General features: G+C 70.3%; 21 protein-coding genes and 1 tRNA gene. 16 read left to right on the forward strand and 6 right to left on the reverse strand.

The window, feature by feature from the left end; translation table 11 throughout:
- Nucleotides 1-43: 43 nt before the first annotated feature.
- The 4 genes from ACFWJ8_RS01925 to ACFWJ8_RS01940 form a co-directional block, all read right to left on the reverse strand.
- On the reverse strand, nucleotides 44-283 hold the full coding sequence (locus tag ACFWJ8_RS01925; protein WP_378808247.1) for a hypothetical protein: 240 nt from the start codon (nucleotides 281-283) through the stop codon (nucleotides 44-46).
- A 1-nt stretch (nucleotide 284) separates the two neighbouring features.
- On the reverse strand, nucleotides 285-2,864 hold the full coding sequence (gene valS / locus ACFWJ8_RS01930) for a valine--tRNA ligase (RefSeq protein ID WP_378808249.1): 2,580 nt from the start codon (nucleotides 2,862-2,864) through the stop codon (nucleotides 285-287).
- 143 nt (nucleotides 2,865-3,007) lie between these two features.
- Nucleotides 3,008-4,345, reverse strand: a complete 1,338-nt coding sequence (locus ACFWJ8_RS01935; protein WP_378808251.1) for an MFS transporter — start codon at nucleotides 4,343-4,345, stop codon at nucleotides 3,008-3,010.
- A gap of 62 nt (nucleotides 4,346-4,407) precedes the next feature.
- The gene (locus tag ACFWJ8_RS01940; protein ID WP_378808253.1) at nucleotides 4,408-5,898 is read right to left on the reverse strand and encodes a GH1 family beta-glucosidase; all 1,491 of its coding nucleotides are present in this window, start codon (nucleotides 5,896-5,898) and stop codon (nucleotides 4,408-4,410) included.
- 306 nt (nucleotides 5,899-6,204) lie between these two features.
- On the opposite strand from ACFWJ8_RS01940, the gene ileS reads away from it, so the two are divergent.
- Genes ileS through ndk form a run of 4 tightly spaced genes read left to right on the forward strand, consistent with a single transcriptional unit; the run spans nucleotide 6,205 to nucleotide 11,784 of the window.
- Complete coding sequence (gene ileS / locus ACFWJ8_RS01945; protein ID WP_378808255.1) at nucleotides 6,205-9,570, forward strand: isoleucine--tRNA ligase; 3,366 nt, start codon at nucleotides 6,205-6,207, stop codon at nucleotides 9,568-9,570.
- Entirely contained in the window at nucleotides 9,567-10,925 is a 1,359-nt protein-coding gene (locus tag ACFWJ8_RS01950) for a bifunctional folylpolyglutamate synthase/dihydrofolate synthase (protein WP_378808258.1), read from the forward strand. Before ileS ends, ACFWJ8_RS01950 begins: the two co-directional genes overlap by 4 nt.
- Nucleotides 10,922-11,332 carry a DUF4233 domain-containing protein gene (locus tag ACFWJ8_RS01955; RefSeq protein ID WP_378808260.1) on the forward strand — a complete coding sequence of 137 codons (411 nt, stop codon included), beginning with the start codon at nucleotides 10,922-10,924 and terminating at the stop codon, nucleotides 11,330-11,332. Before ACFWJ8_RS01950 ends, ACFWJ8_RS01955 begins: the two co-directional genes overlap by 4 nt.
- Before the next feature lie 38 nt (nucleotides 11,333-11,370).
- A complete protein-coding gene (gene ndk, locus ACFWJ8_RS01960) occupies nucleotides 11,371-11,784 on the forward strand; it encodes a nucleoside-diphosphate kinase (protein ID WP_141894404.1) in 414 nt (137 codons plus the stop codon).
- A gap of 70 nt (nucleotides 11,785-11,854) precedes the next feature.
- Here the strand turns inward: ndk and ACFWJ8_RS01965 are convergent, their stop codons facing one another.
- A complete protein-coding gene (locus ACFWJ8_RS01965; RefSeq protein WP_378808263.1) occupies nucleotides 11,855-12,463 on the reverse strand; it encodes a vitamin K epoxide reductase family protein in 609 nt (202 codons plus the stop codon).
- 317 nt (nucleotides 12,464-12,780) lie between these two features.
- On the opposite strand from ACFWJ8_RS01965, the gene ACFWJ8_RS01970 reads away from it, so the two are divergent.
- Both ACFWJ8_RS01970 and ACFWJ8_RS01975 read left to right on the forward strand, forming a co-directional pair.
- Nucleotides 12,781-15,219 (forward strand): Rne/Rng family ribonuclease, encoded by a 2,439-nt coding sequence (locus tag ACFWJ8_RS01970; protein WP_378808265.1) that lies wholly within the window; start codon nucleotides 12,781-12,783, stop codon nucleotides 15,217-15,219.
- Between the two features lie 83 nt (nucleotides 15,220-15,302).
- On the forward strand, nucleotides 15,303-16,391 hold the full coding sequence (locus ACFWJ8_RS01975; protein ID WP_378808267.1) for a glycosyltransferase: 1,089 nt from the start codon (nucleotides 15,303-15,305) through the stop codon (nucleotides 16,389-16,391).
- A 7-nt stretch (nucleotides 16,392-16,398) separates the two neighbouring features.
- Here ACFWJ8_RS01975 and ACFWJ8_RS01980 read toward each other — a convergent pair whose 3' ends face one another.
- Nucleotides 16,399-16,665, reverse strand: coding sequence for a DUF4031 domain-containing protein (locus ACFWJ8_RS01980; protein WP_378808270.1), 267 nt, complete (start codon nucleotides 16,663-16,665; stop codon nucleotides 16,399-16,401).
- 220 nt (nucleotides 16,666-16,885) lie between these two features.
- Here ACFWJ8_RS01980 and rplU point away from each other — a divergent pair, with 220 nt between their 5' ends.
- From rplU to ACFWJ8_RS02030, 10 genes are all read left to right on the forward strand, one after another.
- Nucleotides 16,886-17,194, forward strand: coding sequence for a 50S ribosomal protein L21 (gene rplU, locus ACFWJ8_RS01985; RefSeq protein ID WP_026305464.1), 309 nt, complete (start codon nucleotides 16,886-16,888; stop codon nucleotides 17,192-17,194).
- An 18-nt stretch (nucleotides 17,195-17,212) separates the two neighbouring features.
- Nucleotides 17,213-17,470, forward strand: coding sequence for a 50S ribosomal protein L27 (rpmA, locus tag ACFWJ8_RS01990; RefSeq protein ID WP_191171088.1), 258 nt, complete (start codon nucleotides 17,213-17,215; stop codon nucleotides 17,468-17,470).
- A gap of 93 nt (nucleotides 17,471-17,563) precedes the next feature.
- On the forward strand, nucleotides 17,564-19,084 hold the full coding sequence (gene obgE, locus ACFWJ8_RS01995) for a GTPase ObgE (protein ID WP_378808273.1): 1,521 nt from the start codon (nucleotides 17,564-17,566) through the stop codon (nucleotides 19,082-19,084).
- Nucleotides 19,081-19,905, forward strand: coding sequence for a glutamate 5-kinase (gene proB / locus ACFWJ8_RS02000; RefSeq protein WP_378808276.1), 825 nt, complete (start codon nucleotides 19,081-19,083; stop codon nucleotides 19,903-19,905). Before obgE ends, proB begins: the two co-directional genes overlap by 4 nt.
- Before the next feature lie 32 nt (nucleotides 19,906-19,937).
- Nucleotides 19,938-21,197 (forward strand): glutamate-5-semialdehyde dehydrogenase, encoded by a 1,260-nt coding sequence (locus ACFWJ8_RS02005; RefSeq protein ID WP_378808278.1) that lies wholly within the window; start codon nucleotides 19,938-19,940, stop codon nucleotides 21,195-21,197.
- A gap of 56 nt (nucleotides 21,198-21,253) precedes the next feature.
- Complete coding sequence (locus ACFWJ8_RS02010) at nucleotides 21,254-21,478, forward strand: hypothetical protein (RefSeq protein ID WP_378808280.1); 225 nt, start codon at nucleotides 21,254-21,256, stop codon at nucleotides 21,476-21,478.
- Between the two features lie 10 nt (nucleotides 21,479-21,488).
- Nucleotides 21,489-22,085 (forward strand): nicotinate-nucleotide adenylyltransferase, encoded by a 597-nt coding sequence (nadD, locus tag ACFWJ8_RS02015; protein ID WP_378808282.1) that lies wholly within the window; start codon nucleotides 21,489-21,491, stop codon nucleotides 22,083-22,085.
- The gene (locus ACFWJ8_RS02020; protein ID WP_378808283.1) at nucleotides 22,082-23,353 is read left to right on the forward strand and encodes a hypothetical protein; all 1,272 of its coding nucleotides are present in this window, start codon (nucleotides 22,082-22,084) and stop codon (nucleotides 23,351-23,353) included. The genes nadD and ACFWJ8_RS02020 overlap by 4 nt, the downstream gene beginning before the upstream one ends.
- Nucleotides 23,353-23,733 (forward strand): ribosome silencing factor, encoded by a 381-nt coding sequence (gene rsfS / locus ACFWJ8_RS02025; protein WP_378808285.1) that lies wholly within the window; start codon nucleotides 23,353-23,355, stop codon nucleotides 23,731-23,733. Before ACFWJ8_RS02020 ends, rsfS begins: the two co-directional genes overlap by 1 nt.
- Nucleotides 23,734-23,803: 70 nt before the next feature.
- Nucleotides 23,804-23,876: transfer RNA gene (locus ACFWJ8_RS02030), tRNA-Ala, on the forward strand.
- The last annotated feature ends 69 nt before the right edge of the window (nucleotides 23,877-23,945 follow it).

Here is a 23,945-nt window from a genome sequence, read left to right on the forward strand (position 1 = left end):
CACGAACCGCAGTTCGTGGGCCTTCGTCGTGTGCGGGCTGCGGTCAGGCGAACTCGTCCTCGTCGTCGTGACGCACGACGACGGCTCCTGAGCGGTCGATCGTCACGATCACGCCGGTGTCGAGCTCGGCGACCGGGCGTCCTTCGAGCCAGGTCAGGGTCCAGCGCGGAGCCGGCGAGCCCGGCGGCAGATCGCGCTCCACGGCGGCGAGCTGCGCGTGAAGCTCCTGCGGAACGGCGGCCGGCGGCTGCTCTCCGGCGGTCCAGCGTGTGCCGAGCTGCATCTCAGTCCTCCTGCGGGGCGAGTTCGATCGCGGTGACGGCCAGCGTGTCGGCATCCACGTACTCGACGGCGGCGATGCGGCCCACCGCCTTCAGGTCGCCTTCCGCGAGCTTGATGAGGTCGAGGGATGCCGCAGGGCCCGCGATGACCGCGCGCGCGACCTCCGCCTTCTGCGACACCTTGGCCTCGGTCTTCGCGCGGCGCACGCCGATGAGGGCCTCACCCACGACGGAGAGCACTGCGGGGTCGCCCCACTCCTCGTCGGGGGCGACGGGCCAGGGGGCCGTGTGCACGGAGCCGTCGTTGAACCACGACCACGACTCTTCGGTCGCGAACGACAGCACCGGCGCGAGCAGGCGCAGCAGCGCCGACAGCGCCAGGCGCAATGCGAGGGCCGCCGAGGCCTGTCCGGCATCGGTCTGGTTGTACGCGCGCTCCTTGACGAGCTCGAGGTAGTCGTCGCAGAACGTCCAGAAGAACGACTCGGTCACCTCGAGGGCACGCGCGTGGTCGTAGTTCTCGTACGCCTTCGTGGCCTCTCGCACCACGCCGTGGAGCGCCGCGAGCATCGACGCGTCGAGCGCGTGCGTGACCTCTGCGCCATCCGGCACCGGGAACGACAGCACGAACTTGGCGGCGTTGAGCACCTTGATGGCGAGGCGGCGGCCGATCTTGATCTGCGTCGGGTTCTGCGGGTCGAAGGCGGCGTCGGTGCCGAGACGGCTCGACGCCGCCCAGTACCGCACCGCGTCCGAGCCGTGCTGCGACAGGATGTCGGCGGGCGTGACCACGTTGCCCTTCGACTTGGACATCTTCTTGCGGTCGGGATCGACGATGAAGCCGGAGATCGCGGCATCCGTCCACGGCGCGCGGTCGTCCTCGAGGGCGCTGCGCAGCATCGTCGAGAACAGCCACGTGCGGATGATGTCCTGGCCCTGCGGGCGCACGTCGAACGGCGCGACGAGGTTCCACAGCTCGGGGTCGCGCTCCCAGCCGCCCGCCAGCTGCGGCGTCAGGGACGAGGTCGCCCACGTGTCGAAGATGTCCTTCTCGCCCTCGAAGCCGCCGGGGACCCCGCGCTGCGCCTCGGTGAAGCCCGGAGGCACATCGGTCGTCGGGTCCACGGGCAGGTCGGCGAGATCGGGCGTGAGCACGCGCTGGTAGTCCCGATCTCCGTTCTCGTCCAGGCCGTACCAGACCGGGATCGGCACGCCGAAGAACCGCTGTCGCGAGACCAGCCAGTCGCCGGTGAGCCCGCCCACCCAGTTCTCGTACCGCACGCGCATGAAATCGGGGTGCCAGTCCATGCCCTTGCCCAGCGCGAGGAGCTTGTCGCGCAGTGCCTCGTCGCGAGCCCCGTTGCGGATGTACCACTGTCGGGTCGACACGATCTCGAGCGGACGGTCGCCCTTCTCGTAGAACTTCACCGGGTGGCTGAAGGGCTTCGACACCTCCAGCAGCTCGCCCGACTCCTCGAGCAGCTCGACCATGCGCTTCTTGGCGCTGAACACGGTCTTGCCCGCGAGTTCCGCGTAGGCCGCCTTGCCGGCCTCCGCCACGATCGCCTCGGGCACGTCGGCGAGGATGCGCCCGTCCATCCCGAGGATGGTGCGGTTGGGGAGGTCGAGCTCTCGCCACCAGACGATGTCGGTGACATCGCCGAAGGTGCAGATCATCGCGATGCCGGTGCCCTTGTCCTGCTGCGCCAGGTGGTGGGCGAGCACCGGGACCTCCACGTCGAAGACGGGGGTGCGCACCGTCGAGCCGAAGTACGGCTGGTAGCGCTCGTCGTCAGGGTTCGCCACGAGTGCGACGCACGCGGCGAGGAGCTCGGGGCGGGTCGTCTCGATGACGATGTCGCCCGAGCCGTCGGTCTTGTGGAAGGCGACCTTGTGGAACGACGCCTGCTGCTCCCGGTCCTCGAGCTCGGCCTGGGCGATCGCGGACCGGAAGTCGATGTCCCACAGCGTGGGCGCGAGCGACTGGTACGCCTCACCGCGCTCGATGTTGCGCAGGAACGCGCGCTGACTGGTGCGGATCGTGTCGTCGGAGATCGTGCGGTACGTCTGCGTCCAGTCCACGGACAGTCCGAGCTGGCGGAACAGGTCCTCGAAGTGCTTCTCGTCTTCGAGAGTGAGGGCCTCGCAGAGCTCGATGAAGTTGCGGCGGCTGATCGGCACCTGATCGGCGGGCTTGAGGCTCTTGGCATCGCCCTGGAACGGCGGGACGAACTCGGCGGTGTACGGCAGCGACGGGTCGCACCGGACGCCGTAGTAGTTCTGCACGCGGCGCTCGGTGGGCAGGCCGTTGTCGTCCCAGCCCATCGGGTAGAAGACGGTCTTGCCGCTCATCCGCTCGAACCGCACCTTGACGTCGGTGTGGGTGTAGCTGAACACGTGCCCGATGTGCAGCGATCCGGATGCGGTGGGCGGGGGAGTGTCGACGGAGTACACGCCGTCACGGCCGGCTTCGGCGGCGCGGACGCGGTCGAACAGGTACGTGCCCTGCGCCTTCCACGCTTCATCCCACTTGGTCTCGAGGCCCTCCAGTGCGGGCTTCTCCGGAATATGCGCGTCGGACATGGATCTCCTCGATCGATATGTGCGGCACTGTGTGAGCGTGCCTGAGTGTGGGATGTCGCTCGAGTCTACCGGGGTGAGCAGTACACCCGGACGACGTGGATGCCGGCGGCCCCTGGGCCGCCGGCATCCACTCGTCTTCGTCGTCAGGCGGCGACGGTCGCCGTCTCGGGCTGCGTCTCGATCTCGGGCTCGACCGGCCGACGGGCGGCGAGCCACGCCGACACGAGCGTGACGACCGACATGATCGCGAGGATCACGCCGGGGTGCCACCACGCGAACGCGGTCGCCGAGCCCAGCTGGAGGGTGAGGTACGGCACGAAACCGCTGATCGTCGCGGCGAGGGCGTACGCGAACGACAGTGCCGAATAGCGGAAGTGGTCGGGGAACAGGTCGTTCATGAGTCCGCCGAGCGCGGCCCACGCCATGGTCGGCAGGATGCCGCCGACGATCATCGTCGCGACCAGGATGGGGAAGGTGGCGAACTGGAGCAGGAAGTACATCGGGAACGTGATGACGAGCGTGCCGAGGGCGCCCCACAGCACGACGCGGGCGGAGCCGATGCGGTTCGCCCACGCGCCGAAGAGCGGGATCGTCACCAGCTGCAGCAGACCGCCGATCGTGGTCGCCACCAGCAGGTCCTGGAAGCTGAACCCGAGCTCGGTGACGCCGTAGTTGACGGTGTACGTGTTCATCAGCGAGTACGAGCCGATGCCCAGGAGCGCCGCGCCGACGGCGATCGCCATGGCGCCGGGGCGCTTGGCGAACATCGACACGAACGGCACGCGGTCGCGGCGGCCCTCGGCGACCAGCCCGGTGAACACCGGCGTCTCGGTGATCGACCAGCGCAGGTAGAGCGACACGAGCAGCAGCGGGACCGCGAGCAGGAACGGGATGCGCCAGCCCCACGCCGCCATCTGGTCGGGCGGGAGCACCGCGGTCATCACGATGAACACGACGGCCGAGAGGATCGACCCGACGGGGGAGCCGAGCTGAGGCACGGCCGCGTAGAACGCGCGCTTGAGGGGTCCGGAGTTCTCGGTCGCGATGAGGATCGAGCCGCCCCATTCGCCGCCGAGCGACAGGCCCTGAACGATGCGCAGCAGGATCAGCAGCACCGCGCCGAGCCAGCCGGCCTGCGCGTACGTGGGCAGCAGGCCGATGAGGCCCGTCGCGACACCCATGATCCCGACCGTCCACAGGAGCGTGGCGCGGCGGCCCAGGCGGTCGCCCATGTAGCCGAAGATGAGCGCGCCGATCGGGCGCACGACGAACGCCAGCGCGATCGTCAGGAACGCGACGCTCGTCGCCCCGACCGCGCCCAGGGGGTCGAAGAACAGCGGGCCGACGAAGAACGCCGAGAAGTACGCGTACAGGTAGAAGTCGAAGGATTCGAGGGACGTGCCGACCATCGAGGCCCACGCGACACGGCGCGTGGGGGAGCTCTCGGGAGCGATGGCGGCTTGAGGTGCTGCTGCGGTCACGGACGTCAATCTTGGCACGAGTCCAGAAACCCCGCCGCCGCTGCAGGAATTCCCGTGCCGAGTCAGTCCCGGTTGACGGAGTTCGCGGCGATGACGTCGGTGAAGAAGCCGGCGCTCGCCTTCGGCGTGCGCTCCTGTGTCGCGAAGTCCACCGCGACGATGCCCCATCGTTGCGTGTACCCCTCCGCCCACTCGAAGTTGTCGAGCAGCGACCACACGTAGTGCCCCTCGAGCGGCACGCCGTCGCCGATCGCGCGGGCGGCCTGCTGGAAGTGCGAGCGCAGGAACGCGATGCGATCGGGGTCGTCGACGGTGATGTCGGGCGTCGGGTCGGGGATGCCGTTCTCGGTGATGATCAGCGGGATCGCCGGGTACTCGTCCTTCAGTCGCACCAGCAGGTCGTAGAGGCCCTGCGGGTCGATCTGCTGCCAGGTCGCGGCCGAGGTGGGCGCGATGTCGACGGTGTTGCCGATGCCGTCGACACCGGTCACGCCGTAGTACTGGATCGCGAGCAGGTCGCACGGCGCAGAGATCACCTCGAGGTCGCCGGGCTGCTGGAGCTCGAGGAACGCGGCAGGATCTGCCGGCAGCTGCCCCGGCTGGTCCCCGACGGCGTCGTCGGGATACGTGCCCTTCAGGATCGGATCGAGGAACAGCCGGTTCTCGCGCGCGTCGGTGAACGTCGCCGCCTCGGGATAGTCCGGTTCCGTGGCGATCACCGGGATCAGGTTGAGCGCGGCGCCGATGCGCCCGGGCGCACCGCTGTCGCGGAAGCGCTGAACGGCGAGCCCGTGCGCGAGCAGCTGGTGGTGCACCGCCGCCGCGGCCGTGTCGGGGCTGCGCAGCCCCGGCGCGTGCACGCCGTACCAGTGGCCGACGAACGCGTGCGTCTTCGGCTCGTTGAGCGTCAGCCAGTCCGCCTCGGCAGCGCCGAGCGCCTCGAAGCAGACGCCGGCGTAATCCGCGAAGCGCTCGGCCGTGTCGCGCGATGCCCATCCGCCGGCATCCTGCAGCGCCTGCGGCAGGTCCCAGTGGAACAGCGTGATGGTCGGGCGGATGCCGGCGCCGAGGAGCTCGTCGACGAGGCGCCGGTAGTAGTCGAGGCCCGCCTGGTTCACCTCGCCCGCGCCCGTCAGCAGCACACGCGACCACGAGATCGAGAAGCGGTAGGCGCCGAGACCGAGCGAGCTCATGAGCGCGACGTCGTCGGCGTAGCGGTGGTACTGGTCGGCGGCGGGGTCGCCGGTCGAATCGTCGGCGATCTTGCCGGGGAGGGCGGCGAACGTGTCCCACACGGACGCTCCCCGGCCATCGGCCGTCAGCGCCCCCTCGATCTGGAACGCGCTCGTCGACGCGCCCCACGTGTACCCCTTCGGGAACGTCATCGGCTCGGCGGGCGGCGACCAGGGTGCCGGTGTGGCCGATCCGCTCGGCGAGGCGGTCGTCGCGCCCGGCGTGCAGGCAGCCAGCGCCGCCGTGAGGGTGAGCCCGCCGGTGGCGAGCAGGAAGGTGCGGCGGGAGAGATCGCCGTCGCGGCGCAGGGGAGTGGGCATCGTCGCCTTCGTGTGCGGTGAAGCGTGGGAGCGCTCCCACGCTGGACACAGCTTAGTGCATCGTGGCCGGGTAGAATCAAGGCCAACGACTGCGATCCGGCCATCACCGGGGAGTCTTCGGAAGAACGCGGGGCATGCCCCGTCACTAGAACCGAACGGGTCAGGCCCGTCACAGCCGCAGTGAGAGGGGATGGATGCCGGGCGACCGGCATCCATCAATGCAGGGTGGTACCGCGGTAGGCCTGGATCCACGTCCAGGCCGATCGTCCCGGCAGGAAGCACACGAGCGAGCACCTGCGAGAGATGATGACCTACCCCCGCCCCTCCGCCTTCGGCCCCGCCGCCGACGCGGCGCCAGATCCCGTCGTCCCCAGCCCGCGCTTCCCCGACATCGAGCAGGAGACGCTCGCGTTCTGGGAGGCCGACCAGACCTTCCGCGCGTCCATCGCGCAGCGCGACGGCGCCGAGGAGTGGGTCTTCTACGACGGTCCGCCCTTCGCCAACGGCCTGCCCCACTACGGCCACCTGCTCACCGGCTACGCCAAGGACCTCTTCCCGCGCTTCCAGACCATGCGCGGCAAGAAGGTCGACCGCGTGTTCGGCTGGGACACGCACGGGCTCCCCGCGGAGCTCGAGGCAATGAAGCAGCTCGGCATCACCGAGAAGAGCGAGATCGAGGCGATGGGCATCGCCACCTTCAACGCCAAGTCGCGCGAGTCGGTGCTCGCCTACACGCGCGAGTGGGAGGACTACGTCACCCGCCAGGCGCGCTGGGTCGACTTCGAGCGCGGTTACAAGACGCTCGACCTCACGTACATGGAATCCGTGCTGTGGGCGTTCAAGACGATCTACGACAAGGGCCTCGCGTACGAGGGCCATCGCGTGCTCCCGTACTGCTGGCGCGACGAGACGCCGCTGTCTGCGCACGAGCTGCGCATGGACGACGACGTCTACAAGATGCGCCAGGACCCCTCGGTCACGATCACGTTCCCGCTCACCGGCGTCAAGGCCGAGGCGCTCGGGCTGACCGGCGTGCGCGCGCTCGCGTGGACGACGACGCCGTGGACGCTGCCCACGAACCTCGCGCTCGCGGTCGGCCCCGACATCCGGTACGTCGTCGTCCCCGGCGGCCCCAACGGCGCTGCCGACGTGCCCGCGGGCGACGACCCCGAGGGTGCCACAGCCCACCGCTACCTCCTCGCCGAGGAGCTGCTGTCGGGCTACGCCAAGGACCTCGGCTACGACTCGGTCGAGGCCGCCCGCGATGCCGTCGACCAGACGGTGCTCGGCTCCGAGCTCGAGGACGTCACCTACGACCGCCTGTTCGACTACTACGCGGATGCCTCGACCTGGGGCACGCAGAGCGCCTGGCGCATCCTCGTCGACGACTACGTCACCACCGGCGACGGCACCGGCATCGTCCACCAGGCCCCGGCCTTCGGTGAGGACGACCAGCGCGTGACCGAGGCCGCCGGCATCCCGCTCATCATGAGCCTGGACGACGGCGGGCGCTTCCTGCCGCAGGTGACCGATGTCGCCGGCGAGCTCTGGATGGATGCCAACCGTCCGCTCATCCGCCTGCTGAAGCAGGAGGGGCGGCTCCTCCGCGAGGCGAGCTACGAGCACTCGTACCCGCACTGCTGGCGGTGCCGGAACCCCCTCATCTACCGCGCCGTGTCGAGCTGGTTCGTGCGCGTGACCGACATCAAGGACCGCATGATCGCCGGCAACGAGCAGATCACGTGGGTTCCCGAGAACGTCAAGCACGGTCAGTTCGGCAAGTGGCTCGAGGGTGCGCGCGACTGGTCGATCAGCCGCAACCGCTACTGGGGCTCGCCGATCCCGGTGTGGAAGAGCGACGATCCCGAGCACCCCCGCGTCGACGTCTACGGCTCGCTGGAGGAGCTCGAGCGCGACTTCGGCCGCCTTCCGCGCAACGCCGAGGGCGAGGTGGACCTCCACCGCCCGTACATCGACGACCTGACCCGCCCGAACCCCGACGATCCCACCGGCACGAGCACGATGCGCCGCATCGAGGACGTCTTCGACGTGTGGTTCGACTCCGGGTCGATGCCCTACGCCCAGGTGCACTATCCGTTCGAGAATCAGCAGTGGTTCGACGAGCACTCGCCGGCGGACTTCATCGTCGAGTACATCGGGCAGACGCGCGGCTGGTTCTACGTGATGCACGTGCTGTCGACGGCGCTGTTCGACCGCCCCGCCTTCACCGGCGTGTCGTGCCACGGCATCGTGCTGGGCAGCGACGGCCTCAAGATGTCGAAGTCGCTGCAGAACTACCCCGACGTCAGCGAGGTGTTCGATCGCGACGGGTCCGATGCGATGCGCTGGTTCCTGATGTCGAGCTCGGTGCTGCGCGGCGGCAACCTGATCGTCACCGAGGAGGGGATCCGCGCCGGCGTGCGCGAGTTCCTGCTGCCGCTGTGGAACGCGTGGTACTTCTTCGCGACCTACGCCAACGCCGCCGGTGGAGCGGGCGGCGAGGCGTACCAGGCGTCGTGGCGCACGGATTCGACCGACGTGCTCGACCGGTACATCCTGGCGCTCACCGGCGACCTCGTGCGCGATGTCGCGGCCGACCTCGACGTGCTCGACTCGACGCTCGCTGCGGCCAAGCTGCGCGACTTCACTGAGGCGCTGACCAACTGGTACATCCGCCGTTCGCGCGACCGGTTCTGGGTGGGCGTCTCCGACGACCCGAAGAGCCGCGAGGCGTTCGACACGCTGTACACGGTGCTCGAGACGCTGACCCGCGTCGCTGCGCCGCTCATCCCGCTCGTGGCCGAGAAGGTCTGGCAGGGGCTCACCGGCGGACGGAGCGTCCACCTGCAGGACTGGCCGGACGCGTCGCTGTTCCCCGAAGCCGCCGACATCCGCACCGCGATGGACGCGGTGCGCGAGGTGTCGAGCGTCGCGAACGCGCTGCGCAAGAAGGAGGGGCGCCGCGTGCGGCTCCCGCTTCCGCGGCTCACGGTCGCGGTTCCGGATGCCGCCGCCCTGGCCCAGTTCGACGGCATCCTGCGCGACGAGCTCAACGTCAAGGCGGTCGAGCTGATCGAACTCGTCGACGACCTGTCGGCGCGCTACGGCATCAGCAAGCGGCTGAGCGTGAACGCGCGCGCCGCCGGCCCCCGGCTCGGCAAGCAGGTGCAGCACGTCATCGCCGGTGCGAAGTCGGGCGTGTGGGAGGAGCGCGACGGCGTGGTCGTCGTCGACGGAGTCGCCCTGCAGGAGGGCGAGTACGAGCTCACCCTCGAAGCGGGCGGTGTCGACGAGGGCACCGCGATCGCGCTGCTGGCCGAGGGCGGCTTCGTGCTGCTCGACACGGCGACCACGCCCGAGCTGGAGGCCGAGGGACTCGCGCGCGACGTCATCCGCGCCGTGCAGGACACCCGCAAGGCCGCCGGGTTCGACGTCAGCGACCGCATCCGGCTGACGCTGGTCTTCGACGATGCCGAGGACGGCGCGGCGGTGCAGTCCGCGTTCGACGTCGCCGACGTCGCGGGCGAGACGCTCGCGGTCGAGCATGCCGTGCTCGTCGCACCCGACGCCCTCGTCGACAGCCATGATCACCAGGCCACCTTCCCCGCGGGGACGTTCGCCAATCGCGGCGAGTTCACGGTGGCCGTCACGAAGGCGGAGGCATCGGCATGAGCGATCGCGACCGACGGAGGGCCGACGCGGTCTACGACTCCCTCCTGCAGCGGCAGGGTGAGCGGTGGGTGCAGCCGCGGGTCGAGCGCACCCGTCGCGTGCTCGAGCTGCTCGACGACCCGCAGCGGACGTACCGTGTGGTGCATGTCACGGGCACGAACGGCAAGACGTCGACGAGCCGCATGATCGAGAGCCTCGTCCGTGCCCACGGACTGCGCACCGGCCTGTTCACGAGCCCGCACCTCGAGCGCTTCACCGAGCGCATCATGGTCGACGGAGAGCCGATCGACGACGCCGCGATCGCGGACGCGTGGGACGAGATCGCCCCGTTCGTCGAGATCGTGGATGCCGAGCTCGAAGCCGCGGGCGACGCATCGCTCACCTTCTTCGAGCTGCTCACGGTGCTCGCCTTCGTGGCCTTCGCCGACGCGCCGATCGACGTCCTCGTCCTCGAGGTGGGCATGGGCGGATCGTGGGACTCGACCAATACCGCGGACGGCGACGTCGCGGTGTTCGCCCCGATCGACCTCGACCACGCTGACCGGCTGGGCGACACCATCGCCGAGATCGCCACCGTGAAGTCGGGCATCATCAAGGACGGTGCGGCGGTCGTGTCGGCGCGACAGGATGCCGCGGCCGAGAGCGTCCTGCGGGCCGCTGCGGCGGCGCACGGTGCGACGATCGCCTTCGAGGGCGCGGAGTTCGCGCTCGCACAGCAGCGGCTCGCGGTCGGCGGCCAGCAGATCACCGTGCGGGGTCTTGCCGCCACGTACGACGACGAGTACCTGCCGCTGTACGGCGCCCACCAGGGCTTCAACGCGGCCCTGGCGATCGCCGCGGTCGAGTCGCTTGTCGGCGGCGGCATGCAGCCGATCGCCGGTGACGTGCTCGCCGACGGGCTCGGCGGCGCGACCTCGCCCGGCCGGCTGCAGCTGGTCGGTGCGGCGCCTACGGTGCTCGTCGACGCCGCGCACAACCCGCATGGCGCGCGCGCCCTCGTCACCGCGCTGCGGGAGTCGTTCGACTTCGACGAGTGGGGCGTGGTGCTCGGCGTGCTCTCCGACAAGGATGCCTCCGGCATCGTCGACGCGCTCGCCCCCGTCGCCGCTCACGTGTTCGCGACGGCTCCGGACTCGGAGCGCGCGCAGGACGCCGATGCGATCGCCGACCTGGCCGAGGCGCACGATCTGCGCGTGTCGGTGCACCGCGACCTCGCGGACGCCGCCGATGCGGCGCGTGCGTGGGCGGCAGCAGCCGATCGGCGCGCCGTCGTGATCGCCGGTTCCGTCGTGCTCGCCGGCGAGGCGCTCGCGCTGTCGGCTGCCGAGGACTGGAAGAGCGGGTGGAGCGAATGAGCGCGGCGGAGCCCGGCCCCGGTCCCACGCCGCGCGTCCGCCGCGCCCGCGGCGCGGAGGAGTCCCTCGCGACCATCGTGCTCGGCTTCGAGTCGATCATCGCCTTCCTCGGCGGCCTCGTCGTGTACGGGCTGAAGGCGCTCCCAGACGGGATCGAGCCCTGGTGGGGGATCGTGGCGGGCAGCGTCGTCGCGGTCCTGATGGTCGCCACGACGCGGGTCACACGGTACCGCTGGGGCATCATGCTCGGGTGGGCGCTGCAGGTCGTCGTGCTGCTCGGGACGTTCCTGGTGCCGGCACTCGCGATCGTCGCGGTCATTTTCGGCGTGATGTACGGGTATGCCACCATCAAGGGGGCTGCTCTCGACCGGCGCAATGCGCGGCTCGCCGCCGATTCCGCCGAGTAGTCCTGCCCCCGAAAAGTCTGATCCGAACGGAGACTCCCATGGCCACCGAAGAGACCCTCGTCCTCGTCAAGCCCGACGGCGTCGCCCGCGGCCTCACCGGCGCGATCCTCGCGCGCATCGAGGCGAAGGGGTACGCGCTCGTCGACATCCGGCTCGTCGAGCCCGACCGCGAGACCCTCGAGCGCCACTACGCCGAGCACGAGGGAAAGCCGTTCTACGAGCCGCTCGTCGAGTTCATGATGTCGGGCCCGTCCGTGGCGATCCGCCTGGCAGGCAACCGCGTGATCGAGGGCTTCCGCTCGCTCGCGGGCACGACCGACCCGACGACCGCCGCGCCCGGCACGATCCGCGGCGACTTCGGCCGCGACTGGGGCCTGAAGGTGCAGCAGAACCTGGTGCACGGATCGGACAGCCCCGAGTCGGCCGCGCGCGAGCTCGACATCTGGTTCTGACCCACTGCGAAAGACGCGGGGCGCACTCTTCCGAGTGCGCCCCGCGTCTTCGTGTGCGGACGACCTGGCGTCAGAAGAGCGTCGCGAGGATGTTCAGCTGCAGCTGAGCTGCGCCGAAGATGATGACGTAGCCGACGATCACGATGAGGGGCACCCATCCGGCGATCGCGTCGCCGAACTTCTTGAGCGCACCGCCGGCCAGCCCGCCGCGGAGGTTGCGCACCGTGACCGCGAGGAACATCGGGATCGTGACGAGGTAGACCAGCGAGCACCAGGGGCACAGCGTGCCGATGTCGAAGATGCTCTGGAAGGCCAGCCAGTACACGAACGAGATCGCGAACAGCATGCCGGCGTTGAAGATCCACCAGAACCAGTCGGCGAACCGGGCGCGGGCCAGGAGCGCGAAGCCCACGACCACTGGCGCCGGGAACGTCATGAGGCCCAGGATCGGGTTCGGGAAGCCGAAGACGCTGCCCTGCCAGGACTCGATGTTCTTTCCGCAGTTGACGACGGCGTTCAGGTTGCAGGTCAGTGCCGCGTCGGGGTTCTTCAGCAGATTGATGTCGTCCATCGTCAGCGCGAACGACGCGAGGAGCCCCAGCAGCCCGCCGACGATCAGCACGATCGCGAGCGCATAGGGGGGCCGCGCCTCCGGGCGCTCGACGGGGGTATCAGCCATGCTCGGATTATGGCATCGACGCCTGCGCAGAAGCCCATCGCGGAGCCGTGCGAAACCCGCGGCGCGGCGCGAATGGGCAATCTGCCGGGGGAAGTGCGATAATGGGGGTCGATGGCAAGCGGCCGCGCCGCGACGATCATCACCAGAAGACTTCAGGGCGACGAATGCCCTTGGCAGCGCGAGCATCCGCCTAGCGCCGGACCTCCGCTGCAGACCGAGTGAGTTCGCGGCACCGCCCCGTCCGGAGGGCATGGGCGGCGCCGCACGAGATTTCGCCGGGCGACGCGCGGTGTCGCCCCGCTAGGAGTACGCCAGTGATGGCTGATGGAAACGATGCAGAATTCACCCCTCAGGCCGAATCGGACGCTCCGCTAGACGCGGACGCCGTTTCGACGGCGTCCGTCGAGGCGGAGCCGGTCGCCGAGTCGGCTCCTGAGGAGGGCGCGGTGGATGCCGCACCCGACGCCGTTGCCGCGGCCGACGCCGACGGCGACACGGAGGAGCCCGAGGTGCCCTCGGAAGCGGAAGCCACTGCCACCGCTGAGTCCGAGCCCGCCGACGCCGAGGTCGCTGACGTCGAGCTCGCTGAGGCTGAGCCCGAGGCCGCCCAGGCCGAGGTCGCTGAGGCTGAGGCCGAGGCCGAAGAGGCGCCCGACGCACCCGTCGCCGATGCGCAGACGCCCGAGGAGCCCGCCGGCCCGGCCACTGCCGCGAGCCTGGGGCTGCTGCCCGAGGTGTTCGTGTCCGCGGTGTCGACGGACCTGCACTTCTACGCCCCGGCGTTCTCGGTGCTCCCCGCCCGTCCGGGCCGCGAGCCGCAGCCCGAGCCCGAGGCCGCCGCCGCCACCAGCACGTCGCGTCGTCGCAACCGCCGGCGTGGCGGCGAGGGCCGGGACGAGGCATCCACCCCGTCGGAGCCCTCGCAGCCGCGCCAGCGCGCCGTCGAGCTGATCACCGAGCCGCAGCGCATCAAGGGGTCCACGCGCCTGGAGGCCAAGAAGCAGCGTCGCCGTGACGGCCGGGAGGCCGGTCGCCGTCGCGCCGTCGTCACTGAGGCCGAGTTCCTCGCCCGCCGCGAGGCTGTCGACCGCGACATGATCGTGCGCTCGCGCAACGGTCGCATCCAGATCGCCGTGCTCGAGGACAACGTGCTCGTCGAGCACTACGTCGCCCGCAACCAGGACGCCTCGCTCATCGGCAACGTCTACCTCGGCCGCGTGCAGAACGTCCTGCCGAGCATGGAGGCCGCGTTCGTCGACATCGGCCGCGGCCGCAACGCGGTGCTGTACTCGGGCGAGGTGGACTGGGATGCCGTCGAGACGGGCAACCAGCCGCGCCGCATCGAGCTGGCGCTCAAGACGGGCGACCGCGTGCTCGTCCAGGTCACGAAGGACCCGGTCGGGCACAAGGGCGCCCGCCTGACCAGCCAGATCTCGCTTCCGGGCCGCTACCTCGTGTACGTGCCGGGCGGCAACATGAACGGCATCTCGCGCAAGCTGCCCGACACCGAGCGCGCGCGCCTGAAGAAGATCCTCAAGGAGGTGCTCCCCGAGTCGTCCGGCGTGATCGTGCGCACCGCCGCGGAGGGCGCCACCGAGGACCAGCTGACCCGCGACGTGCAGCGTCTCACCAACCAGTGGGAGCACATCTCGAAGCAGATCGAGACCATCCAGGCGCCTGCTCTGCTGCACTCCGAGCCCGACCTGCTCGTCAAGATCGTCCGCGATGTCTTCAACGAGGACTTCTCGAAGATGCTCATCCAGGGTGAGGACGCGCACCACACGATCTCGAAGTATCTCGAGTCCGTCGCGCCCGACCTGCTGGAGCGCGTCGAACGCTTCGAGGGCGACCACGACCCGTTCGACGAGTTCCGCGTCACCGAGCAGATCGAGAAGGCGCTGGACCGCAAGGTGTGGCTGCCCTCCGGCGGATCGCTCGTCATCGACCGCACCGAGGCCATGACTGTCGTCGACGTCAACACCGGCAAGTTCGTCGGCTCGGGCGGCAACCTCGAAGAGACCGTCACCAAGAACAACCTCGAGGCCGCCGAGGAGATCGTCCGCCAGCTGCGCCTGCGCGACATCGGCGGCATCATCGTCGTCGACTTCATCGACATGGTCCTGGAGTCCAACCGCGATCTCGTGCTGCGCCGCCTCGTCGAGTGCCTGAGCCGCGACCGCACGAAGCACCAGGTCGCCGAGGTGACCTCGCTCGGCCTCGTGCAGATGACCCGCAAGAAGCTCGGACTCGGCCTGCTCGAGACCTTCAGCGAGCCGTGCGAGGTCTGCGCGGGCCGAGGCCTCATCGTGCACCACGACCCGGTCGTCAAGCATCGCGCGCCCGGCGCCGGTGCGGCTCCCGCGGGCGGCGGCCGTCGTCCGCGCGGCGGCAACGCGCCCGCGCCGGCGTCGAACGGCTCCAGCGGAACCCACGTCATCACGGAGAGCATGAAGTCGGCCCTCGCGCAGATCGCGGCATCCACGATCCACCACACGGACGAGGCGGCGCCGGCTGCCGCGGTCGTGGAGGACGTCCCCGTCGAGCGGCCGAAGAAGCAGCGCAAGAAGCGCTCCGAGTCCGCGGCGAAGCAGCCCGCGGCGAAGAAGGAGCCGAAGACCGAGAAGGACATGCTCCTGGATTCGGTGCTCAATGCGCTTCCCGAGCCCAAGGCACCCGGCCAGGGGCGCGCGCGCCGTCGTGTGACGACCGCTGCGCTCACCGGCACGCCGGTGCCGCACACGCCCGCCGAGGACTGATCCCGCGGCCACACCGCGTCACCCACTGTCGCCCCGGGTCCTCCCGTCGCTAATCTTGGCGGCGGGGACCTGGGGAGGGCGCCATGGCGCGCTTTGTGTTCGTGACGTGGGACGGCGGCGGGAATCGCATGCCCACCATCGCGATCGCGCGCGCCCTCCAGCAGCGCGGTCACGACGTGCTCGTCCTCGGGCACGACTCGCAGGCCGAGGCGTACCGCGAGGCAGGGCTGGCCTTCACGGCCTACCCGAGCCGTCTGGGATTCGTGCTCGACGCGGGGCCGCTCAGCCTGCTGCGCCTGGTGTTCGACCACCGCATCGCCGACGACGCCGTCTCGCTGCTGGTGGACTTCCCCGCCGACGTGGTGGTCGTCGACTGCCTGTTGGTGGGGGTGCTCGACACGCTCGACCGCATGGGGCGGCGCTATGCGGTGCTCGAACACACGCTGCACGGGTTCCTGGTGTCGGGGATGCGGGCCCTCGGCGCGATCAGCTGGGTGCGCGGGGTCCGGGTGGCCGCACCGCGGTCGCACGCGATGCCGATCGTCGTGGCATCCGTCCCGGATCTGACCGCGCCGTTCGCCGTGCAGCCGCCGCTGTCGGCGAGCCCGGGCGCGGTCGTCTACGCGGGCGCCATGACCGCGGCCGTGGCGGCGAGCCCGTCCGAGCCCACGGTCGTGTTGAGCCTCAGCACCTTCCGGTTCCCCGACCTCGTCGCGACGTGGCAGCGCGTGCTCGACGCCGCGGAGTCCTTGGACGCCCGTGTCGTGGCCACCCTCGGTCCCGCGGTGTCGGTGGCGGAGCTGCGCATCCCGCGGACGGTCGAGGTGCGCGAATGGATGCCGCACCACGAGCTGTTCCCGTCCTCGTCGATCCTCGTGGGCCATGGCGGACACGGCACGACGCTCGCCGCGCTCGCGCACGGGGTGCCGGTGCTGGTGCTGCCGCTCGACGCCACGTCCGACCAGCCCCGCGTCGGGCGCGCCGTGGCGCGGGCGGGGGTGGGACTGACAATGTCGCGCCGGTCCGATCCGGCGGCGATCAGGGCCACGGTCCTCGCGCTGCTCGGTGACCCCGCGATCCACGATCGTGCGCAGCGCCTGGGGGAGGCCGTGCGCGCCTTCGACGGCCCCGCACGCGCTGCCGAAGTGCTGGAGATGTCGGCGGTCGCCTGACGCGACGTCAGTGCCGGTCGCGCGCCCGCACGCGCAGGCCCGACGCGATGAGGCGGCGCACCAGCTCGTGACCGTCGACGTGCTGGGCGCCCGCGGCGATGAGCCGTGCGTGCGCGTCCTCGGGCACGTCGTAGTGGTCGAGATCGAACCCGCGCCGCGGAATGCCGTTCGCGTCGGCGAACGCGTGCAGCTCGGCGAGCGAAGCGTCGCTCACGAGATGCGCCCACAGCCGCCCGTGCGCGGGCCAGCGCGGGTCGTCGATCAGGATCGTCACGTCCAGATACTATTCATCGTCCCCACATCTCTCGACGCGTCGCCTCGCGCAGCGCGGAGAGCCGGGTGTGAGAGCCCCAGGCGGCGACACACGGTCGCGCGCTTTCGCGGACTGTTCCGGCATCTGGTAAAGTAGACCCTTGGTGCGTCGAGACATCCGCACCAAGTCTTTGTTGACGTCCTGAGCGCGTGCGCGTGCTCCCAGAAGAAACAGGTGTGAAGTGGTTTACGCAGTTGTGCGCGCCGGCGGCCGGCAGGAGAAGGTTGAGGTCGGCACGATCGTCGTTCTCGACCGTCAGGCCGCGAAGGTCGGCGACAAGATCGAGCTCCCCGCGGTGCTCTTCGTCGACGGCGACGCCGTGACGACCGACGCCGAGAAGCTCGCGAAGGTCACCGTGACCGCCGAGGTGCTCGGTGAGGAGCGCGGCCCGAAGATCGTGATCCAGAAGTTCAAGAACAAGACCGGCTACAAGAAGCGCCAGGGGCACCGTCAGGACCTCACGCGCGTCAAGGTCACCGGCATCAAGTAAGCCACAGGAGACGCAGAGATGGCACACAAAAAGGGCGCAAGCTCCACCCGCAACGGTCGTGACTCCAACGCTCAGCGCCTCGGCGTGAAGCGTTTCGGCGGCCAGGCCGTCAACGCCGGCGAGATCCTCGTCCGTCAGCGTGGCACGCACTTCCACCCCGGCGCCAACGTCGGCCGCGGTGGCGACGACACGCTGTTCGCGCTGGCCGCGGGCTCGGTCGAGTTCGGCCACAAGGGCGGCCGCAAGGTCGTCAACATCGTGGCTGCGGCGGAGTAATCCACCGGGTTCACACACACTTCGAGGAGGGGGCGGGCTACGGCTCGCCCCTTCCCTTTACTCTGGGGAGCACCCAGGCCTGAGGGGGACCGCATGGTCACGTTCGTCGATCGCGTGACGCTCCATCTGAGCGCCGGCAAGGGCGGCAACGGCTGCGTGTCGGTCAAGCGCGAGAAGTTCAAGCCGCTCGCCGGCCCCGACGGCGGCAACGGCGGTCACGGCGGCGACGTCGTGCTGGTCGCCGACCCGCAGGTCACGACGCTGCTCTCCTACCACCACTCGCCGCACCGCTCCGCGGGCAACGGCGGGTTCGGCATGGGCGACCACCGCTCGGGCGCTTTGGGTGAGTCGCTGGAGCTGCCGGTCCCGGTGGGGACCGTGGTGAAGGACCCGTCCGGCGAGACCATCGTGGACATGATCGAGCCCGGCATGCGGTTCGTCGCGGCCCCCGGCGGTCTGGGCGGACTCGGCAACGCCGCGCTCGCCACGCCGAAGCGGAAGGCCCCCGGCTTCGCGCTGCTGGGCACGCCCGGCTGGACCGGTGACGTCCTCCTCGAGCTGAAGACGGTGGCCGACGTCGCCCTGGTCGGGTTCCCGTCGGCCGGCAAGTCGAGCCTCATCGCCGCGATCTCCGCCGCGCGTCCCAAGATCGCGGACTACCCGTTCACCACGCTGCACCCCAACCTCGGCGTCGTGCAGGCCGGCGACACGCGTTTCACCGTCGCGGACGTGCCCGGACTCATCGAGGGCGCGAGCGAGGGCAAGGGCCTCGGTCTCGAGTTCCTGCGGCACGTCGAGCGTTGCACGGCGCTCGTCCACGTGCTCGACTGCGCGACGCTCGAGCCGGGTCGCGACCCGCTCACCGATCTCGACGTCATCCTGGCCGAGCTTGCCGCCTACCCCGTGCCGGAGGGACAGCTGCCGCTCCTGGAGCGCCCGCAGCTCGTCGCCCTCAACAAGGTGGACGTGCCCGAGGCCAAGGACCTCGCGGACCTCGTGCGACCGGACCTCGAGGCGCGCGGCTTCCGTGTCTTCGAGATCTCGACGGTGAGCCACGAGGGCCTGCGTCAGCTCACGTTCGCGCTCGGCGACATCGTGGCGACGCATCGTGTCGAGCGGGCGGCCGCGCCGGCACCTGAGCGGATCGTGATCCGCCCCAAGGGCGCCGACAAGGAGTTCTCCGTCCGCGTCGAGGGCGGCACGTACGGCAACGTCTACCGCATCCTCGGCGACAAGCCGGTGAAGTGGGTGCAGCAGACCGACTTCCAGAACGAGGAGGCCGTCGGATACCTCGGCGACCGGCTCGAGAAGCTCGGCGTCGAGAACGAGCTGTACCGTGCGGGCGCCGTCCCGGGCGCGACGGTCGTCATCGGCGAGGGCGACGGCATCGTCTTCGACTGGGAGCCGTCGGTGTCGTCGACCGCGGAGCTGATGACCGCGCCGCGAGGCACGGATCCCCGCCTGCTGCGCAGCACCCGTCGCACGACGTCCCAGCGCCGTGACATGTACCACGACATGATGGACGCGAAGGCGGAGGCCCGCGCCGAGCTCGAGGCCGAGCGCCTCGCCGAGCGCGGTCCGAGCCCCGAGTGGGCCGACGGGGACGACGAGTGAGCACACGCGAGCGCGGTGACATCCGCACCGCGCGCCGTGTGGTGGTCAAGGTCGGCTCGTCGTCGATCAGCGGCGACAACGCCCACAAGATCCGTCCGCTCGTCGACGCCCTCGCCGCTGCGCACGGTCGCGGCACCGAGGTGGTGCTGGTCTCGTCCGGCGCCATCGCGACGGGCATGCCGTTCCTCCTCCTCGACGAGCGGCCGAGCGACCTTGCGACGCAGCAGGCTGCGGCCGCCGTCGGGCAGAACATCCTGATCTACCGCTACCAGGAGGCGCTGCGCCCCTTCCGGATCGTGGCCGGCCAGGTGCTCCTGACCGCCGGCGACCTCGAGAACACCACGCACCGCGAGAACGCGCGTCGCGCCATGGAGCGTCTGCTGGGCCTGCGCATCCTCCCGGTGGTGAACGAGAACGACACCGTCGCCACGCATGAGATCCGCTTCGGAGACAACGACCGCCTGGCGGCCCTCGTCGCGCAGCTGATCGGCGCCGACGCGCTCGTGCTCCTCAGCGACATCGAATGCCTGTACACCCGCCCGCCGGACGAGCCGGGGGCGGTGCCGATCCCGCACGTCGCGTTCGGCGACGACCTGCACGGGTTCGAGTTCGGCTCCGTCGTGGTCAACAGCGTCGGCACCGGTGGTGCGGCCACCAAGGTGTCGGCGGCGCGCCTGGCCGCGGCATCCGGGATCGGGGTCCTCGTGACGAGCGCCGATCTGGTCGGCGAAGCGCTGTCGGGTGATGAGATCGGCACCTGGTTCGAACCGAACCCGGTGCCGGCGCCGTCGGCCATGACGGGCGCGGTGCGCACCGGCTGATCGCCCACCTCCGGCCGTCCTAAACTGGGCGGATGACGACCACCGCCACCACGGCCCGCGAACGGATGCTCCTCGCGAAGGACGCCGCCCGCAGCATCGGCCTGCTCGGCGACGACGAGAAGCGCGATGCGCTGCTCGCGATCGCGGACGCGATCCAGGCGGCCACGGCCGACATCGTCGCGGCGAACGCCGAGGATCTGCGGCGGGGGAGTGCGAGCGGCCTCTCCGTGGCGCTGCAGGACCGCCTGCGGCTCGATGAGCCGCGTGTGTCGGCCCTCGCTGCCGCCGTGCGCGAGATCGCGGCGCTGCCCGACCCGGTCGGGCGCGTGCTCGACGAGCGGACGCTCGACAACGGCGTGTCGCTCACCAAGGTTTCGGTGCCGTTCGGCGTGGTGGGGTCCATCTACGAGGCGCGCCCGAATGTGACCGTCGACATCGCGGCCCTCGCGCTGCGGTCGGGGAACGCCGTGGTCCTGCGCGGCGGCACGGCTGCGGAGCTCACCAACGCCGCCCTGGTCCGCGCCATGCGCGGAGCGCTGGGCGATCGTGGCATCGATCCCGAGGCGATCCAGACGGTCGACGACTTCGGCCGCGAGGGGGCGCGCGAGCTCATGCACGCCCGCGGCATCGTGGACGTGCTGGTCCCGCGGGGCAGCGCCCAGCTGATCGAGACCGTCGTCACCGAGTCTTCGGTGCCGGTGATCGAGACCGGCGCCGGCGTCGTGCACATCGTGCTCGACGAGAGCGCGCCGCTGGATTGGGCGCGCGACATCGTCGTGAACGCCAAGACGCAGCGGCCGAGCGTGTGCAACGCTGTCGAGACGGTGCTGGTGCATCGCGGCGCTGCCGAGCGCCTCGTCGGTCCGGTCGTGGCTGCGCTGCAGGAGAGCGGCGTCACCGTCCACGGCGATCCCACGGTCTTCCGGCTCGCCGCCGACGTCACCCCCGCGACGGAGGAGGACTGGGCGACCGAGTACCTGAGCCTCGACCTCGCGATGCGGGTGGTCGACGACCTCGACGACGCGCTCGATCACATCCGGCGGTACTCGACGCACCACACCGAGTCGATCATCACGCAGGATGCCGCCAACGAGGCGCGCTTCCTGGCCGAGGTCGACTCCGCCGTCGTGATGGCCAACACATCGACCCGTTTCACCGACGGCGGCGAGTTCGGCTTCGGCGCCGAGGTGGGCATCTCGACGCAGAAGCTGCACGCTCGCGGCCCCATGGGACTGGCCGAACTGACCAGCTCGAAGTGGCTGGCGCGCGGCGCCGGACAAGTCCGCGCGTGACGGAATAGACTGTTGCAGTCCCGCGCCCCAGAGGCGAACCCCGAAACGGAGCACGAATGACACTCGCCACGATCATCGCCATCGCCGCCGAAGAGGCGGAGCACACCGGCAACGTCGCCCTCGAGACCGTGGGCTACGGCATCGTGGCGGTCGTCGTGTTCGCCGCGCTGGCCCTGGTGACGCTGTCGTACCGCAACGTGGCCAACCGCCACTCGCAGAAGGCCGAGGCGTACGCCAAGGCTCACGCCAACGACGTCCAGCGATCGGGGCACGGCCACTGAGGCAGCCCGAATGGTCGGCACGGAGGCCTCGAGGATCGGGGTCATGGGTGGGACGTTCGATCCCATCCACCACGGTCACCTCGTCGCAGCGAGCGAGGTCGCTCAGTGGTTCGACCTCGACGAGGTCGTCTTCGTGCCCACCGGCGAGCCCTGGCAGAAGGCCGACGTCTCGCCGAGCGAACACCGCTACCTGATGACCGTCATCGCGACGGCATCCAATCCCCGCTTCACCGTGAGTCGGGTCGACATCGACCGCGACGGACCCACCTACACCATCGACACGCTCCGCGATCTGAAGGCCCAGCGCCCCGACGCGGAGCTGTTCTTCATCACGGGCGCAGACGCCATAGCGCAAATTCTCAGTTGGAGAGACCATGATGAGTTGTGGGATCTCGCCCACTTCGTCGCTGTGTCTCGCCCAGGACATGTGCTGAGCACGGACGGCCTGCCCAGCGACGACGTCAGTCAGCTCGAGATCCCCGCCCTCGCCATCTCGTCGACGGACTGCCGCGACCGGGTGGAGCGAGGACACCCGGTGTGGTACCTCGTGCCCGACGGGGTCGTCCAATACATTGCGAAGCATCATCTCTACCGGAGCAAGGAATGAGTACACCCGAGCAACCGGCATCGCCCGCCCTCACCCGCAAGCAGATCCGCGAGCTGCGTAACACGGGCTCGACGCCTGTGATCACCGCGACGCCGACCGACGAAGCGGTCCCTGAGGCCCCTGCACCCGTCGAGCCCGTCGCGCCGACCCCGCCTCCCGCGGCCGTCGTGCCCGTCTCCGCCGTGCCCGTCTCCGCTGCGCCGTTCCCGCGCCCGGCCGAGCCCGCCGTCGTCGCGCCCGCCCCGGTCGCGGACTCGAGCGTCGACCTCGGCGTGTCGCCTCTGACGCGTCGCCAGGCGCGCCAGCAGGAGCGCATCCGCACCGCGTCGGTTCCCGTGATCACGCCCGAGGTCGTCGCCGCACACGCCGCCGCGACGGGTGCCCCGGCGTTCGCGTTCTCGCCGTCGCCCGAGCCCGCACCGGCTCCCGCCTTCGAGCAGCCGCTGTTCGCGGAGCCCGAGCCGGCCGCCGAGCCCACGCCGTCCCTCTTCGTCGAGTCGCCGGACTCGGGCGAAGTGAGCACCGACAGCGGCATGCACGCGCTGTTCGGCATCCCGCGCGACACCGCAGCGTCCGAGCCTGCCGGCCCCGTTGCCGCCGCGCCTGTCGCCGCGCCCCCCGTGGCCGCTCCGGCTGCGCCTCAGGTGTCGTGGATCCAGCCGGTGGCCGACGAGAACACGGGCATCGACGCGTTCGACGCCGCCCTCGCCGGCGTCGAGGATCCGATCGCCGAGGAGCAGAAGGCCGTCGTGAGCCCGCTGTTCGGCGCCGGGCTGCTGGAGGCGCAGGCGGAGACCCCGGCCGCGACGTCCGAACCCGAGCCCGACGCTCCGGAGTTCCCGGCGTCGTTCGACCAGCTGCTGTCGCGCACCACCGGTGCGATCGCACTTCCGAGCGCGCTGATCGTCGCGCAGGCGCCCGAGGTGTCGCCGCTCGTGGCACCCGTCACCGCGACGGGTGAGGTCATCGTCACGGGTACGTTCAATCTGCCCGAGGGCCTCGGCTCGACCGGGCACGCCAAGGGCACCGCCGACGGCAAGGAGATCGACGCCACCCTGGTCGATGGCGAGCTGCCGGTGCACTCGTCTCCGACGCCGATCGCCGCGAGCGCGGCGGTGAGCACGGTCAAGATGCCCGGCGACGTCATCAAGCCCCCGGTGCCCGAGAAGGGCGGCAAGCTCATGATGTCGCTCGCCGTGACCGCCGGTGTGCTGGCCCTCGCCCTCGTGGGCGTCCTCATCCTCGCCTTCGCGACAGGAGTCTTCTGATGACCGCGACCCCACAGTCCATCGACATGCTCCAGATCGCGGCGACCGCCGCGGACGCGAAGGGCGGCGAGGACCTGATGGCCCTCGATGTCTCGGAGCCGCTGCCGCTCGTCGACATCTTCCTGCTCGTGACGGGGCGCAACGAGCGCAACGTCGCCGCCATCGCGGACGAGATCGAGGACAAGCTGCTGGAGGCCGGCCACAAGCGCCTGCGCCGCGAGGGACGCCAGGAGTCCCGTTGGGTGCTGATCGACTTCGGCGACCTCGTCGTGCACGTCTTCCACGAGCAGGAGCGCGTGTACTACGGGCTCGAGCGACTCTGGAAGGACTGCCCCGTCGTCCCGATCCAGCTGCCTGCGCGCGCCGGCGCCGAAGACTGACCGTGGTTCGGAGCACCCCTCGGAGTGTTGTAAGCTAGACGAGTTGCCCCGCGAGAGCGGGAAACGGTCAGGGCCTGTGGCGCAGCTGGTAGCGCACCTGCATGGCATGCAGGGGGTCAGGGGTTCGAGTCCCCTCAGGTCCACCGAAAGAAGGCCGCCCGATCGGGCGGCCTTCTGCTTTTGCCGGGCACACCAGCGAGGAACGACGACGC

This window comes from Microbacterium sp. NPDC058389, from assembly GCF_042722305.1.
GTDB lineage: Bacteria > Actinomycetota > Actinomycetes > Actinomycetales > Microbacteriaceae > Microbacterium.